This window comes from Aeromonas piscicola (assembly GCF_000820005.1).
GTDB classification, from domain to species: domain Bacteria; phylum Pseudomonadota; class Gammaproteobacteria; order Enterobacterales; family Aeromonadaceae; genus Aeromonas; species Aeromonas piscicola.
On sequence record NZ_CDBL01000081.1, the window covers coordinates 18,076 to 31,767 of the forward strand.

Consider the following 13,692-nt stretch of genomic DNA (forward strand, 5'->3'; position numbering starts at 1 on the left):
CGACTTCTATATGATTCCAGTGAGCAAAGGCATTGTTGTTGCCATAGAGGCGTGCGAGCCCTTCGGCAAAGCTCTCCTCCAGTCCCGGTTCGTAGTCGCCGTTCGGACCAGCCTGCTGGAAGTGGACATCCCCTAGCTTGTTGTAATCGTATACCAGGCTGCATAGAAGGCATTGTCCTTGTTCAGGTTGGTGCCGGTGGTGCTGGCACCCAGCAGGCGGTCGACGGAGTGGCCGAACTCGAGCAGCACCAGATTGGCAGCGCCGTGGTGAGTTCCCACTCGCCACTTGCCTGAGCCGTCCTGCTCCATGGCGATGACGATCTCTTTGCTCCCACCGAAGGCGCCAACTCCCGGCAGCTTGTCCCACTCGCCACTACTATGGCCACGGGTACCCGTCCCTGCCAGATGGGTATGATAGGTGGTCACGTTGTTGTGGGTGACCCGGATCGTCAGCCCTTCGGCCTTGGCTGGATTGAGCAGGTTTATCGGTAATTTGGCCAATTCGATGGCGACGGCTCGAGCGGCCTGGCTGTTGACCGGGCTGTTGGGATTGAGCGTCACCATGGTGATGGCTTTTTGGAAGCGGACCACTTCGCTGGAGTTGAGAAGCTGGCCGATGGGTTGATATGGAGCGGGGTCGACATTCCCTTGGTATGCAAAAAAGAGGGGTGTTTCTCATCGAGCAGGGCCAGGGTTTGCGCGCCATGTTGTTGGGTGATGACGCTGCGCAGCTGCTCATGGGGGCGGATATTAGGGGCGAGCTGCTGTTTGCGCAGATCGGCAACTTGTTGCAACTCCTGCGAACGTTCGCTCTTGCTGCTGTGCCCCTAGGGTAAGTTCGTTGTGTAACTGACGGACATCTGCCACCGTCACTTTGCCGCTATCCGCTTGTACGCTGCGCAGCAGGCTGCCAGCCTTCTCTTTGCTCAAGCCATATTCCCGGGTTATGGCGCTGATCACCTGCGCAATGGCTGCCTCCCGGTGATCCAGACGGCGGCTCTCGATGGATACAAGCGCTTTACCTTCCTTGAGGTAGAGGTTGCCATTGCTGGCTCGCAGCTCTTGCTGACTGTCGGCGGAGGACAAATGGAGGCCACGATGGAGTGACGTCAATGAGGTCGCTGAGGTGGTGTTCATGAATTATCCCTTGATGGCGGACATCATAGTCATTGAGTGGAGTGCCGCTGTGGCGGCCTGGCAGGGCTGAGCCCGCCGCTGCTGCCACTCCCTCACCAGTTGCAGGAAGTTGTGTGTCAAGCTGGCCAGCACGTCGTCATCAGCGCCTGTGACCGACAATTGCATCACGAAGCGATGGTTACCCGTCAGCTCCATCCGCCCCGTTATAGCTGAGCAGCAGCGGCACCCAGCGGGGATCCAGTTCTAGGTCATCGGGGCAGCAAGCCAGCACCACCATGCCGGTGCCAGTTCGGGTGATTTGCAGGGTCCATCCGCGGTGAGCAACAGCCACTCGTCGGCAGATATCTGATAGAGTTGATCGGCATCGAGCTGCCTAGCCCGCCGGGTCAATCGAGTATTGAGATCCATGCTCATATCTCTGGAGGGGGATGATGTAGGTGCACAGGATCGCAAAAAAGGGGAACATGCCGAATATTAACCAAGGCCGGGTATTTTTAGGTGATGCGGCGCAGTGGTGATCAGGATTGCGCTACCGTTGCGGTCCTTCGCTCTGGCGCCACTGCTCCAGCCAGCGCAATACCTCGGCGGTCGCCTCGATCTGGTCGGCGGGAATGTAGTTGTTGATCTGGGCGTCCCGATAGAGGGCGCGGGCCAGCGGAATGCGTTGCAGCACCGGAATGCCTTCCTCTTCGGCAATCTTGCGCACCTGTAGCGCCTGGGCGTCGGTGAACTTGAGAGTGACCACCGGCAGCGGCGTTTCCCCCCGCTCGTAGAGGATGCCGATGGCGATATGGGTCGGGTTGGCGACGATCACCGAGGAGCGTTTCACGTCGGCGCGCATGTTGCTCGATTGCAGCTCCTGATGGAACTGACGGCGCTTGCTCTTGATCTCCGGGCTCCCCTCCATCTCCTTGTACTCCCGCTTCACCTCGTCCTTGCTCATCTTGAGCTGCTTGATGTGCTGGTAGTGTTCGAAGGCGTAATCAGCGATGGCGATCACCACAAAACCCATGGCGCAGACTGCCATCAGCTGGCCCATCATCCCCCCCAGCACCGGAGCGACGCAGCTCATGCCGCAGCCGGGTAGTTGCAGCATCGCCTGCAGATTGCCCTCTATGGTGACCCACACCAGCAGGCTCAGCAGGGTGACCTTGAGCAGGGATTTGACAAATTCCATCAGGCTCTTGATGGAGAAAATCTTCTTGGCCCCCTCCACCGGATTGACATGCTTGATGTCGGGTTTGATGGACTCGCCGCTCAGCAGAAATCCGTACTGGGCGATGTGGGAGACGAGCACCACCAGCACCGCGACCGCCAGGATCGGGATGCAGAGATAGGCCATCTCCTGCATCAGGTTCTCCACCACATGGTTCAGGGCCTCAGTAAAGGGGAGGTTGATGTGGGACGCCGGGATCAGCATCAGTTTGCCCAGATGTTCCAGATAGTAATCGGACATCGCCATCAGCATGCCGACCAGGCTAAGGATGATGGCGGTGGAGACTACCTCCTTGCTCTTGACCACCTGCCCCTTCTGGCGGGCGTCCCGTAACTTCTTGGGGGTGGGCTGTTCGGTTTTTTCGCCGCTCATCGTGCCTCCGGGGCAAGGTCAATCCGGCTGGCGTCAGCACGGGTCACAGGATAAGTGGCCATTACGATCCCCAGGCAGAAAGGAACAGACCCAGGGGATCGATCAGCGTCACCATCCAGCTGCCGAGCTCATCCATCAGCCGTAGCAGCGAGTGTCGCAAGTAGATACTTGACTGGGCGATCAGCATGCTGACAAGGAAGATGAGGGTGGCCGTCATTACGGAGTATTTGATCATGTGTTCATTGTGCTCCCAGAATGGGCCCAAGCAGGCGCAGCGGATCCATCACCGCCAGCACCTCCTGATAGGCGTGGTCCATCATCAGCTTGATGTAGATGACCAGCAGCAGGCTGGCGACAGCGCTCTTGATTGGCATCGCCAGCACGAAGACGTTGAGAGAGGGGGCAAAGCGGCTGATAAGCGCCAGCCCGAACTCTGCCAGAAACATGGCAATAAGCAGCGGGGCTGCCAGCAGGGCACAGAGTAGCAACATCTGGCTGAACTGGCCGTAGAAAAAGCTGACCCACTGGCTGCCGATAGTAGGAAAGAAGTACACCACAGGCCAGCTGGTATAGCTCTGGAAAAGGGCTGTCAGCAGGGCGAGGAAAGCACCGCTGGCAAAGAAGAGGGTGATCAGGGTCTGGGTCAGCAGCAGACCGGTGGGACTGGTCTGGCTGCCGAGGCTCGGGTTGAACAGAGAGCCCATGGCGGCACCGCGCTGGTTGTCGATCAGAAAACCGCTCGCCTCGATGGCCCAAAAGGGGATGGCGGCGACAAAGCCGATCAGCAGGCCGAGCAGCACCTCCTTGGCCACCAACAGGGCCAACTCCATGGCGCCGATGCTTGGTGGCAGGGTGTCAGCGATCATGGGGTAGGCGTAGAGCGCCAGCGAGCAGACAACACCGTTGCGGATCATTGCCCCCCCCAGCATCTGCTTGCCGAGCACAGGCAGCATCACGAAGCAGCTGATAAAGCGTGGCAACAGCAGGGTATAGGCCAGCATCTGGGCCTGCAGACTCTCCAGGGTCATTGGATCTGCGGTACCTTGTAGAGCACCATGTCGGCGAAGCTGTAGAGCTCGTTGCCTAGCCAGGCGGTGGTGGCAAACAGGGTGATCACCACCGCGATCAGCTTGGCGACAAAGCCCAGGGTCTGCTCCTGGATTTGTGTCAGGGCCTGCAATAAGGAAACTAACGTCCCCACCAGCGCGGCCACCAGCACCGGTGGCATAGATAGGATCAGCACCAGCCAGAGGGTTTGGCTGGTGAAGTGGAGAATATCGGCGTGACTCATCCTAGCCTCCGTAGCTGATGACCAGCCCATGGGTGAGGCGAGCCCAACCATCTAGCAGCACAAACAGCAGCAGCTTGAATGGCAGCGAGATGGTCATGGGGGAGACCATCATCATTCCCATCGCCAGTAGGATGTTGGAGATGATGAGGTCGATGGCGATAAAGGGCAGGTAGATGAGAAAGCCGATTTCGAAGGCACGGCTGAGCTCGCTCACGGTAAAGGCAGGCAGCAGAATCAGCAGGCTGTCCGGTTCCAGCCGGTCGGCATATTTGCTTGGCCAAAGCTGCTTGGTGCTGTCAATAAAAAAGGCGTGTTCCCGTGGCTTGATCTGTTTTTTCAAAAAGGCGCGGTAGGGGGCTATTCCCTCGTCGAGGAATTTCTCCACTGATTCGGACTTGGCCAGTGACACCTCGTTCTGGCGCAGGTAATCCTGAGTGGCGAAACCGACCGGGGCCATTACATAGATGCTAAGGATGATTGCCAGCCCGTACATCGCCATGTTGGGGGGGATTTGCTGCACGCCCAGGGCGTTGCGCAGCAGTGAAAAGACCACTGCCATCTTGACGAAGGAGGTGGCCATCACGGCGATAAAGGGGAGTAGGGCCAGCAGGGCGAGGCCGACGATGAGGTTAAGCTCATCTGGTAGCTGGATCATGCCTGCGACTCTCCACTCAAGGTTTCGATACGCACCCCCAGGCGTCCCTGGATCTCCACCAGTCGGCCCACGCCAAGCGAGTGGCCGTTGCTGATGATGCGCACTTCGCCATCGAGGGGCGTGCCAAGATCAATCAGGGCGCCCGGTTGCATGCTGGTGAGGGTGTGCCAGTCCAGCGTCTGGCGGCCCACTTCAAAGCTCACCTGAATAGGCAGTTGCTCCAGTTCGGTCGGGCCGAAGGGGTCAGCGGGGGTAGCGTTGTGCATGGCAGTCAGTTCCAGATGTTGTTGATGGGGTTGGCAGTAGGCAAAGGGGCGACCCTCCACGCAGATGGTCAGTTGCTGGCCGAGCTGCGGATGGGGTGGCGGCAGCAGCACATCGCCTATAGCAAGGGCGCCAAGTTCATCCATGGTCAATCCCATCTCGCCCCACTGCAGGGAGAGGATGAGGGGCAGCAGCAACCGCTGCTGCTGTGGCCGTGGCGGCAATCTGGTCAGCAGAGGCCCGGGCTGAGACAGCCAGAGGGCGAGGTTGGCACCCTCCCGTTGCAGCAACAGTTGCAGGGCGGGATCGTCGGCCTTATCGCCACTTTGCTGCCGGGTCAGCGCCGAGCAGGTGAGGCCACCGAGGGGTTGTCCCAGCCGCTCGATCAGCGCCAGTTGCAGGGATTCTGGCAGGCTGAACAGCGCAGCTTGCTGCAGATCCGGCGCCAGCCAGTGGGCCAGTTCGGCGCCGTGGCAACAGAGCGTCAGGGAGAGCCCCTGCCACTGCAGTTGCAGCCGGGTATCGAGCGTAGCCGGAGGCAAACCGATGGCGAGGGCAAGCTCGCCGCCCCCCCAGCTAAAGTGCTGGCGGTATTGGCTCAGGGTCTGTTGCAGGGTTAACTCTGTCAGCGAGGCAGAGGGAAACGTTATCAATGTCATGCGTCGGCATCCCACTCGTCATAGATGGATCGCTGCTGGCGCGAGCCCTGATCGCGGTCGGGCTGGCTGAAGAGATCGAGGGTGACCCGCTCGCCGGGATGGAGGCGCTGCAGGCGATCGATCAACTCGCTACGCCCCTGATTGAGCAGCAGCTCTCCTTGGGTAGTGGCGAGGATCTCGATCTGCATCTCGCCATGGTGGTGTTCGATGCGGATGGCAAGTTCTCCCAATGCGGGCAGGGTAAGGCGCAGCAGCGGCGGCCGCTCCGGGCTGCCCAGCTCCTGATAAATATCCACCGCCAGCCGCTCCAGCAGCTGACCCAGTTCCCGATTACTCTCGGCGGGCGCCATCCGGGCCAGCTGTAGATCCCCGGGGGTTTTCACCTGCGGGGGGATCAGTTGATCACCTGCCTCGGGCATCTCATCGGTCAGAGTGAGCTCATTGATGACGGTGTCAGAGGCCTTTCGTTCGACGAATTCGACGTCTTCAGGCAGAGAGGCCCCACCCTGCTGAAGAGCTGCTTGCTCGGCTCCTGGCGGCACCTCTGCACCTGCGGTGATCCCGGTTACTTGCATATCATGTTGCTGAGAGTCATGCCCCTCTTGCTTGGGGTGTGGGACCTGCTCTTTCACCAAGGATGGCAGCGTTGCCAGAGCACTCTCCGGTGCCGACCCTCCCGCTCCCTCAAGGGGAAGGCGCGGGGTCGGTGTATTCACCATGGATGAAGGCGCTAAAAACGAGTTCTCTGGTGCGGGTAGCTCCACACCTCTGGTTCCGTCCTCCAGCTTTTTATCTTGTGTATCCAACATTTTCTGCGATTTTTTGCTCTCGATTTCCTTCTGGTCACGGGCGGTCACCTCCGAGATGGCAGGGGCGGATAAACCGGATGCCTCTCTTGTGATGAACGGTTGTGTCTGCAACTGCTTTGACTGGCTGTGAGAAGCTGAAATATCAGGCTGCCGGGCCGTATCGGCCGCCTGTTTTTTTTGCTGTTGTGTCTGCAATAGTTGCTGAGGCTGCGGCTCCTGTGTCTGCAATAGTTGCTGAGGCTGAGGCTGAGGCTGAGGCTGAGGCTGAGGCTGCGGCTCCTGTGTCTGCAATAGTTGCTGAAGCCGAGGCTCCTGCGTCTTGCTCTGGCCATTCGCCCTGTGCTGGTAGGTTGCCTTTTGTTCCTGCTCAAGCCGCATCGCCTGCTCGAAACGCTGCTGTTGCGACCGATTGGCCTCAGCCATCGGGGCGTCGCCCGGTGCTGTTACTGCGCCCTTTATCGGGAGGATTCGGTTCATGACTCGTTACATCCTGATCTGCTGGCGGAACTCTTCCTGTTCCTGCTCTTCGTTGTAGTCACGCAGGGCTTGCTGTGAGGCCAACTCCTGACGGTGTAGTTCGGCAAATTTCTGTTGCTGCTGGCGGGCGCGGTGTACCGCCTGCTGGCGCTCCTGCAAGCGGATGCGCCCTTCGGCAACGCGCTCGGCCTGTTCGGCGGCACTTTGCTCCAGTTGCGCCTCTTTCTCCCGCAGCAGGGATACTTGCTGTTGCCACGCTTTGAGCCCCTTGCGATCGAGCTGCTCTGTCTGACAGATGGTGAACAGTCGCTCCTCCTCAGCAAGGCGCCACTGGCGATAGGCCTGGCTCTCCTGCTCTGCTTCACGTTGGCGGATACGGGCGAGTTGCACACGCGCCTGTTGTGCGGCGAGCTGCTGTTCGGCCCGATCCAGCCGCATGTCTTTGATCCGTTGCAGGCGGCCAATCATCGGGTCAGTGCCTCCAGGGTCGTGAGGGCTTCTGGGAGTGAGCTAGGTTCATGGGTTCCTTGCCTGAGCCACTGGCGAATCGCCTCGATACGGGCGATCGCCTCATCGGCCACCTTGTCCTGACCTTTCTGGTATTCGCCGATTTGCAGCAATAGCTCCACCTCTTCATATTTCGCCAGCCAGCTGCGTATCCGACCGGCCTGTGCCTGATGCTCGGGTTCGATGATCTGGTTCATCACCCGGCTGGCGGAGCGCAGCACGTCGATGGCCGGGTAGTGGTTGGCCGCCGCCAGTTTGCGCGACAGTATGATGTGGCCATCAAGGATGGATCGGGTCTCGTCAGCGACTGGCTCTGTCATGTCATCCCCCTCCACCAGCACGGTATAGAGGGCGGTGATGGAGCCCTTATCCGACTGACCGGCGCGCTCCATCAGGCGGGGCAGGGCGGCAAATACCGACGGCGGATAGCCCCGTCTGGTTGGTGGCTCGCCGGCGGCCAGACCAATTTCCCGTTGGGCACGGGCAAAACGGGTCACGGAGTCCATCAGCAGCAGCACTCGCTTGCCCTGATCGCGGAAATATTCGGCGATGGAGGTGGCGACAAAGCCTGCCTTGGCCCGCTCCATGGCGGGGCGATCCGAGGTAGCCACCACCAGCACCGCCTTCTTGAGCCCCTCTTCCCCCAGATCAGCTTCGATAAACTCCCGCACCTCCCGGCCACGCTCACCGATCAGCGCCAGCACTGTGACATCCACCTCGGCACTGCGAATAAGCGAGGCCAGCAGGGTGCTCTTGCCGCCACCAGCCGCCGCGAAGATCCCCATCCGCTGTCCCTCGCCGCAGGTGAGCAGGCCATCGATGGCGCGAATGCCCAGCGAAATAGGCTGGGTGATGCGTTTGCGGCTCATGGGGGGAGGGGCATCCCGATAGACCGGATACCAGGCGGCGGGTTCCGGCAGATGGCCGCCACCAAAGGGGTTGCCGAGGCCATCCAGCACCTGACCGAGCAGGTGCTCGCCGACCCCGACCTGATGCATGGTGCCGGTCGGGCTCACTTCGGTGTTGGAGGAGATGCCGAACATCTCGCCAAGGGGGGTGAGCAGTGCCTGATGCTGGGCAAAACCGATCACCTCTGCCTGCAGCGAGAGGGTGTTATCAGGGTTGCGTAAATGGCAGAGCTCACCGATCCGTACCCCGGGGACGACCGCCTTAAGCAGGGTGCCTGTCACTTGAGTGACCCGGCCACGGATCTGGATCAGGCGGCACTCGTCAATGGCATGACGAAGCTGGCCGGGGATGTGGTCGAGAGATAGGGTCATAGAGATCTGCATCATTGAAACTGGTGGCCACTATAGGGGATGGCGTGTCACGGGGATTTCAGCGCGAGTCGGGACTTTTTAGAAAACCGTTGGGGGCGGGCTAAAAATTCACGGCCGATTTTGGCATAGGGACGCGGGGGCAATTTTTATAATGCCACCCTCATCAATCCATTCGTCACGGGAGTTTCCATGGCCATTATCCAGAGCAACCCCTATGCCCCTGTCGCCCAGCCCGAGTCGCGTGGCGCAGAGGTCGCATCCCGTCAGGCTCCCCTGTCGGGGGGGCAGTTTCAGGGAGAGCGGGTCGTGCTGGCCAGTGCGTCCCAGTCCCTGGCCGATATGGCCGAAGAGCTTACTTTCGTCTTCTCCGAGCGTAAGGAGCTGTCGCTGGACAAACGCAAGCTGAGCGACAGCCATGCTCGCATCAGCGAGATCGAAGCATTGGTCGGAGACTACCTCGACAAGGTGCCGGAGCTGGAACGCCAGCAGAAGATCAAGGAGATGGTGAGCCACCTCGGCAGCGGTCGGCTGGCCAACCTCTCCCAGTTGCTGGCCTACCTCGAGAGCTATTCGGGGGAGGTGAGCGAGCAGTTCGAGGCGCTCTGTCAGGCGCGCAAGGCGCTATCTGGACGACCGGAGATGCAGGGCACCCTGGCGCTGGTCGAGCAGGCGCTGGCCAAGCTGGCTGACGAGCAGGGCAGTGCCATCGTGCTGGGGGCGCGCATTACCGGCCCTGCGGCCGAAGCGGCCAAAGCGGGCGTGGGGGCCGAGCAGGATCTGCGGGATCTCTATCGCGATGCGGTGCAGGACTATCGCGCGCTCTCCACCGCTTGGCGCGATATTCACAGCCGCTTTGGCAACGGTGCGCTGGAGAAGGTGACCGGTTTCATGATGAAGGCCCTGAGCGCCGATCTCGACAGCCAGCAGCGCTGGCTCGACCCGGTCAAGCTGGAGCGGGTGATGAGCGACATGCACAAGCTGCGGCTGCTCAACACCCTCTCGGCGCAAGTGGACGAGCTGTGGCAACGGGTGAAGGAGGGCTCGGCCCATGGCATACGGGCCTTCTGATCTGATGGGCGATCTGATCGCCTTGGTGGAGAAACGCTGGGCCAGCGTGCGGGATGTGGAGCAGGTCGGTGTCGCCCTCGAGCTGTCAGATTGTCGCCAGCAGGTGCTGCTTTATCAGGAACTCAAGCGGCTGATCCGCCTGCTGCCGGTTGAGCTGTTCAGTGAGGAAGAGCAGCGCCAGAACCTGCTGCAGTGCTGTCAGGGTGCGCTCGATAACGCCATCGAGCGGGAAGAGGATGAGTTGTCTGGAGAGTCGTCATGAACTGGATTGAACCCCTGCTGGTGCACTTTTGCCAGGATCTGGGCATCACCATCGGGGATAACCCCCATTCGCTGATCCAGCTTGAACTGGAGCAGAGCGGCACCCTGCAACTGGAGCGCCATCAGGGGCAACTGACCCTCTGGTTGGCCCGCGCCGTGCCCTGGCATCAGAGTGGCGAGGCGATCCGCCGCGCCATGACCCTCACCGCGGCGGCGCAAGGTCCGGCGCTGCCGGTGCGCAGCGGCTGGCTGGGGGAGGATCAGCTGATCCTCTTCGTCACTCTGGATGAGCGGGCCGTGACCCTGCCCCAGCTCCATCAGGCATTGACCACCCTGACCCGGCTGCAACGAGAGGTGCTGGCGTCATGAGCCGGATCACAGCTGCCCGTCATTGGGTTATCGAGTCGTCTGGCGTCAACAGACCCACCCGTTTTAAGGGGGATAGGGGATGAGCCGGATCACTGCGGCGCATATCGGGATCGAGCAGCTCAGCGCCATCTCCCTCGACGATCAGGAGCGCAGCCTGCCGGGGCGTTATGCCCTGCTGCCCGATGGCCAGTCCATCGAACCCCATATCAGCCGCCTCTACCCCGAGCGGCTGGCGGATCGGGCGCTGCTCGATTTCGCCACCCCGGATCGCGGCTTTCACGACTTGCTGCGACCGGTTGATTTCAATCAGGCGATGCAGGGGTTGCGCAGTGTGCTGGCCGAGGGGCAGAGCCCCGAATTGCGAGCGGCCACCGCGCTGCTCGAACAGATGCACGCCGATGAACAACTGATGCAGATGACCCTTCATCTGCTGCACAAGGTATGACCATGGCTCTTACGTCACAGCAGCAGGATGCGCTGCTGCTCACCGGCTGGCTGCAACTGCAATATGGCCACCCCGATAAGGCGAGCGTGCTGCTGACCGCCCTGCTGCAGATCCACCCCGACCATCAGGGGGGGCGACGAACCCTGCTGGTGGCCCTGCTCAAACAGGGGGAGGGGGAGGCTGCGCTGGCCCATGTCGATCAGCTGATGCAGCAAGGGGCGGCCGACGGCCCGCTCTGGCTCTGCCGCAGCCGGGCCTGCCAGTTGGCGGGTCGGCTGGATGAAGCCCGTTTTGCCTATCAACAATACCTCGAACTGGAAGAGCAGAATGAATCAACGCTCCCTTGAGTTGCTGCGCCGGATAGGCGAGCGCAAGGACATCATGCTGGCGATCCTGCTGCTGGCCATCGTCTTCATGATGGTCTTGCCGCTGCCGCCGGTGGCCCTCGATATTCTGATCGCCATCAACATGACCATCTCGGTGGTGCTGCTGATGATGGCGGTCTATATCAATTCGCCGCTGCAGTTTTCCGCCTTTCCGGCGGTGCTGCTGATCACCACCCTGTTCCGGCTCGCCCTGTCGGTGAGTACCACCCGGATGATCCTGCTGCAGGCGGATGCGGGGCAGATTGTCTACACCTTCGGCAACTTCGTGGTGGGGGGCAATCTGGTGGTGGGGATCGTCATCTTCCTCATCATCACCATCGTCCAGTTTCTGGTGATCACCAAGGGCTCGGAGCGGGTTGCTGAGGTGAGCGCTCGCTTCTCCCTCGATGCCATGCCCGGCAAGCAGATGAGTATAGACGGCGACATGCGCGCCGGGGTGATCGACGTGCACGAGGCGCGGGATCGCCGCGGGGTCATCGAGAAGGAGAGCCAGATGTTCGGCTCCATGGATGGCGCCATGAAGTTCGTGAAGGGGGACGCCATCGCGGGCCTCATCATCATCTTCGTCAACATCCTTGGCGGCGTCACCATCGGGGTGACCCAGAAGGGATTGTCCGCCGCCGATGCGCTGCAGCTCTACTCCATCCTGACGGTGGGGGACGGTATGGTCTCCCAGGTCCCCGCACTGCTGATCGCCATCACAGCGGGGATCATTGTCACCCGGGTCTCTTCCGAAGAGTCCTCCGATCTGGGTACCGATATCGGCGCCCAGGTGGTGGCCCAGCCCAAGGCGCTGCTGATCGGTGGTCTGCTGCTGGTGCTGTTTGGATTGATCCCGGGCTTCCCGATGATCACCTTCTTTGCGCTGGCGGCCATCGTCACGGCGGGCGGTTACTTTATCGGCTTGCGTCAGCGCAAGGCGCAGAGCAGCAACAGTCAGGATCTTCCCGCCGTGCTGGCGCAAGGGGCAGGCGCGCCTGCCGCCCGCAGCAAGCCAAAACCGGGCAGCAAGCCGCGGGGCAAGCTGGGGGAGAAGGAGGAGTTCGCCATGACGGTGCCGCTGTTGATCGATGTGGATGCCGCGTTGCAGGCCGATCTGGAGGCGATCGCCCTCAACGACGAACTGGTGCGAGTGCGCCGCGCCCTCTATCTCGATCTCGGGGTGCCCTTCCCGGGTATTCACCTGCGTTTCAACGAGGGGATGGGGCCCGGCGAATACCTGATCCAGCTGCAGGAGGTGCCGGTGGCCCGCGGCCTGCTGCGACCGGGTCATCAACTGGTGCAGGAGAACGCCTCCCAGCTCGATCTGCTGGGGATCCCCTACGAGGAGGGGGCGCCGTTGCTGCCGGGGCAACCGACCTTGTGGGTCGCTAATGAACATCAGGAGCGGCTGGAGAAGTCACGGCTGGCCACCCTAACCACCGATCAGGTGGTGACCTGGCATCTCTCCCATGTGCTGCGGGAATATGCCGAGGACTTTATCGGCATTCAGGAAACTCGCTACCTGCTGGAGCAGATGGAGGGGAGCTATGGTGAGCTAGTCAAGGAGGCGCAGCGCATCATCCCGCTGCAGCGGATGACCGAAATTTTGCAGCGGCTGGTGGGGGAGGATATCTCGATCCGCAACATGCGCGCCATTCTCGAGGCCATGGTGGAGTGGGGCCAGAAGGAGAAGGATGTGGTGCAGCTCACCGAGTACATCCGCAGCAGCCTCAAGCGCTACATCTGCTACAAGTACGCCAATGGCAACAACATACTGCCCGCTTATCTGCTCGATCAGCAGGTGGAGGAGCAGATCCGCGGCGGCATTCGCCAGACCAGTGCCGGCAGCTATCTGGCGCTCGACCCCACCATTACCCAGAGCTTCCTCGATCAGGTGCGTCATACCGTCGGTGATCTGGCCCAGATGCAGAACAAGCCGGTGCTGATTGTCTCCATGGATATTCGCCGCTATGTGCGCAAGCTGATTGAGGGGGATTACCACGCCCTGCCGGTGCTCTCCTATCAGGAGCTGACCCAGCAGATCAATATCCAGCCGCTCGGACGGGTCTGCCTGTGAGGGGGGATCCGCTGATCCCCTGGCTGCAGGGCAGGGGGCTTGATGTAACCCCCTACCATCTGGGTAATACCCCCATCCAGCTCGGTCACGGTTTTTGCTATCGCCATATCTACCTCGCCTGGCGGGTCGATCCTGCGACCCGGCGGGTCTGGATCCTGCTGGTGCGCCGTGAGGGCGAGCGGGCCGGACTGGCCAATCCTTTTGCTGCCCTCTATCTGCTGGCCGACGCCACCCTGGCGGTGCTCGGGCCGGGCCATGTTCTCTACGGCAATGTCGATGTGTTTCGCGGCAGTAGCTTAAGCGGCGAACGGCTCGGCCAGTTCTATCTGCGCTGGACCGGCGCCAGCGAACCCGAGCCCGGCTGGTTCATGCTGGCGGCCGAGCGAGTCTGTTCCTTGCGGGATATGCGAAAACGACAAAAGCACGGCCTTGCGTGA

The 13,692-nt window shown here is 61.1% G+C and carries 19 protein-coding genes; 7 read left to right on the forward strand and 12 right to left on the reverse strand.

Features of this window, described 5'->3' with window-relative positions:
* Positions 1 to 132 precede the first annotated feature (132 nt).
* The 12 genes from BN1128_RS24190 to ascN form a co-directional block, all read right to left on the reverse strand.
* On the reverse strand, positions 133 to 591 hold the full coding sequence (locus tag BN1128_RS24190; RefSeq protein WP_290041159.1) for an anthrax toxin lethal factor-related metalloendopeptidase: 459 nt from the start codon (positions 589 to 591) through the stop codon (positions 133 to 135).
* Positions 592 to 750: 159 nt separating this feature from the next.
* On the reverse strand, positions 751 to 1,137 hold the full coding sequence (locus BN1128_RS25675) for a hypothetical protein (protein WP_156140617.1): 387 nt from the start codon (positions 1,135 to 1,137) through the stop codon (positions 751 to 753).
* A gap of 3 nt (positions 1,138 to 1,140) precedes the next feature.
* Positions 1,141 to 1,332, reverse strand: a complete 192-nt coding sequence (locus BN1128_RS25680) for a hypothetical protein (protein WP_156140619.1) — start codon at positions 1,330 to 1,332, stop codon at positions 1,141 to 1,143.
* A 334-nt stretch (positions 1,333 to 1,666) separates the two neighbouring features.
* Positions 1,667 to 2,725: a SctU family type III secretion system export apparatus subunit AscU gene (gene ascU / locus BN1128_RS22010; protein ID WP_042872852.1), complete on the reverse strand. Its 1,059-nt coding sequence runs from the start codon at positions 2,723 to 2,725 to the stop codon at positions 1,667 to 1,669.
* Positions 2,726 to 2,786: 61 nt separating this feature from the next.
* Positions 2,787 to 2,960 carry a hypothetical protein gene (locus BN1128_RS25685; protein ID WP_156140621.1) on the reverse strand — a complete coding sequence of 58 codons (174 nt, stop codon included), beginning with the start codon at positions 2,958 to 2,960 and terminating at the stop codon, positions 2,787 to 2,789.
* Between the two features lie 4 nt (positions 2,961 to 2,964).
* The gene (sctT, locus tag BN1128_RS22015; protein WP_042872855.1) at positions 2,965 to 3,753 is read right to left on the reverse strand and encodes a type III secretion system export apparatus subunit SctT; all 789 of its coding nucleotides are present in this window, start codon (positions 3,751 to 3,753) and stop codon (positions 2,965 to 2,967) included.
* Complete coding sequence (ascS, locus tag BN1128_RS22020) at positions 3,750 to 4,016, reverse strand: SctS family type III secretion system export apparatus subunit AscS (RefSeq protein ID WP_033137845.1); 267 nt, start codon at positions 4,014 to 4,016, stop codon at positions 3,750 to 3,752. The genes sctT and ascS overlap by 4 nt, the downstream gene beginning before the upstream one ends.
* Before the next feature lies 1 nt (position 4,017).
* Complete coding sequence (gene ascR, locus BN1128_RS22025) at positions 4,018 to 4,671, reverse strand: SctR family type III secretion system export apparatus subunit AscR (protein WP_042872859.1); 654 nt, start codon at positions 4,669 to 4,671, stop codon at positions 4,018 to 4,020.
* Complete coding sequence (gene sctQ / locus BN1128_RS22030) at positions 4,668 to 5,594, reverse strand: type III secretion system cytoplasmic ring protein SctQ (RefSeq protein WP_042872862.1); 927 nt, start codon at positions 5,592 to 5,594, stop codon at positions 4,668 to 4,670. Before sctQ ends, ascR begins: the two co-directional genes overlap by 4 nt.
* The gene (locus BN1128_RS25970) at positions 5,591 to 6,880 is read right to left on the reverse strand and encodes a type III secretion system needle length determinant (RefSeq protein ID WP_042872863.1); all 1,290 of its coding nucleotides are present in this window, start codon (positions 6,878 to 6,880) and stop codon (positions 5,591 to 5,593) included. The genes sctQ and BN1128_RS25970 overlap by 4 nt, the downstream gene beginning before the upstream one ends.
* Positions 6,881 to 6,886: 6 nt before the next feature.
* Positions 6,887 to 7,348 carry a type III secretion system stalk subunit SctO gene (gene sctO, locus BN1128_RS22040; protein ID WP_042872865.1) on the reverse strand — a complete coding sequence of 154 codons (462 nt, stop codon included), beginning with the start codon at positions 7,346 to 7,348 and terminating at the stop codon, positions 6,887 to 6,889.
* On the reverse strand, positions 7,345 to 8,667 hold the full coding sequence (gene ascN, locus BN1128_RS22045; protein WP_042872868.1) for a SctN family type III secretion system ATPase AscN: 1,323 nt from the start codon (positions 8,665 to 8,667) through the stop codon (positions 7,345 to 7,347). The genes sctO and ascN overlap by 4 nt, the downstream gene beginning before the upstream one ends.
* A gap of 189 nt (positions 8,668 to 8,856) precedes the next feature.
* On the opposite strand from ascN, the gene aopN reads away from it, so the two are divergent.
* The 7 genes from aopN to BN1128_RS22080 all read left to right on the forward strand — a co-directional run bounded on the left by aopN (position 8,857) and on the right by BN1128_RS22080 (position 13,692).
* Positions 8,857 to 9,735 (forward strand): SctW family type III secretion system gatekeeper subunit AopN, encoded by an 879-nt coding sequence (gene aopN, locus BN1128_RS22050; RefSeq protein ID WP_042872870.1) that lies wholly within the window; start codon positions 8,857 to 8,859, stop codon positions 9,733 to 9,735.
* Positions 9,716 to 9,997, forward strand: a complete 282-nt coding sequence (acr1, locus tag BN1128_RS22055; protein ID WP_005334576.1) for a type III secretion system gatekeeper subunit Acr1 — start codon at positions 9,716 to 9,718, stop codon at positions 9,995 to 9,997. Before aopN ends, acr1 begins: the two co-directional genes overlap by 20 nt.
* Positions 9,994 to 10,365, forward strand: a complete 372-nt coding sequence (gene acr2, locus BN1128_RS22060) for a SycN family type III secretion system chaperone Acr2 (RefSeq protein WP_042056899.1) — start codon at positions 9,994 to 9,996, stop codon at positions 10,363 to 10,365. Before acr1 ends, acr2 begins: the two co-directional genes overlap by 4 nt.
* Before the next feature lie 79 nt (positions 10,366 to 10,444).
* Entirely contained in the window at positions 10,445 to 10,810 is a 366-nt protein-coding gene (gene ascX, locus BN1128_RS22065; protein ID WP_042872876.1) for a type III secretion system protein AscX, read from the forward strand.
* Positions 10,807 to 11,157: a type III secretion system chaperone AscY gene (gene ascY, locus BN1128_RS22070; RefSeq protein WP_156140623.1), complete on the forward strand. Its 351-nt coding sequence runs from the start codon at positions 10,807 to 10,809 to the stop codon at positions 11,155 to 11,157. Before ascX ends, ascY begins: the two co-directional genes overlap by 4 nt.
* Positions 11,090 to 13,255, forward strand: a complete 2,166-nt coding sequence (gene ascV / locus BN1128_RS22075) for a SctV family type III secretion system export apparatus subunit AscV (RefSeq protein WP_276325072.1) — start codon at positions 11,090 to 11,092, stop codon at positions 13,253 to 13,255. Before ascY ends, ascV begins: the two co-directional genes overlap by 68 nt.
* Entirely contained in the window at positions 13,252 to 13,692 is a 441-nt protein-coding gene (locus BN1128_RS22080; protein WP_156140625.1) for an LcrR family type III secretion system chaperone, read from the forward strand. The genes ascV and BN1128_RS22080 overlap by 4 nt, the downstream gene beginning before the upstream one ends.

Coding starts and splice junctions, on each gene's coding strand:
- ascR (WP_042872859.1), bottom strand. CDS start 4,671: ATGATCCAGCTACCAGATGAGCTTAACCTCATCGTCGGCCTCGCCCTG.
- sctO (WP_042872865.1), bottom strand. CDS start 7,348: ATGATTGGCCGCCTGCAACGGATCAAAGACATGCGGCTGGATCGGGCC.
- BN1128_RS25680 (WP_156140619.1), bottom strand. CDS start 1,332: ATGGAGCTGACGGGTAACCATCGCTTCGTGATGCAATTGTCGGTCACA.
- BN1128_RS25675 (WP_156140617.1), bottom strand. CDS start 1,137: ATGAACACCACCTCAGCGACCTCATTGACGTCACTCCATCGTGGCCTC.
- ascX (WP_042872876.1), top strand. CDS start 10,445: ATGAGCCGGATCACTGCGGCGCATATCGGGATCGAGCAGCTCAGCGCC.
- ascN (WP_042872868.1), bottom strand. CDS start 8,667: ATGACCCTATCTCTCGACCACATCCCCGGCCAGCTTCGTCATGCCATT.
- ascY (WP_156140623.1), top strand. CDS start 10,807: ATGACCATGGCTCTTACGTCACAGCAGCAGGATGCGCTGCTGCTCACC.
- sctT (WP_042872855.1), bottom strand. CDS start 3,753: ATGACCCTGGAGAGTCTGCAGGCCCAGATGCTGGCCTATACCCTGCTG.
- BN1128_RS25970 (WP_042872863.1), bottom strand. CDS start 6,880: ATGAACCGAATCCTCCCGATAAAGGGCGCAGTAACAGCACCGGGCGAC.
- ascS (WP_033137845.1), bottom strand. CDS start 4,016: ATGAGTCACGCCGATATTCTCCACTTCACCAGCCAAACCCTCTGGCTG.
- ascU (WP_042872852.1), bottom strand. CDS start 2,725: ATGAGCGGCGAAAAAACCGAACAGCCCACCCCCAAGAAGTTACGGGAC.
- acr1 (WP_005334576.1), top strand. CDS start 9,716: ATGGCATACGGGCCTTCTGATCTGATGGGCGATCTGATCGCCTTGGTG.
- sctQ (WP_042872862.1), bottom strand. CDS start 5,594: ATGACATTGATAACGTTTCCCTCTGCCTCGCTGACAGAGTTAACCCTG.
- ascV (WP_276325072.1), top strand. CDS start 11,090: ATGAAGCCCGTTTTGCCTATCAACAATACCTCGAACTGGAAGAGCAGA.
- BN1128_RS25685 (WP_156140621.1), bottom strand. CDS start 2,960: ATGATCAAATACTCCGTAATGACGGCCACCCTCATCTTCCTTGTCAGC.
- aopN (WP_042872870.1), top strand. CDS start 8,857: ATGGCCATTATCCAGAGCAACCCCTATGCCCCTGTCGCCCAGCCCGAG.
- acr2 (WP_042056899.1), top strand. CDS start 9,994: ATGAACTGGATTGAACCCCTGCTGGTGCACTTTTGCCAGGATCTGGGC.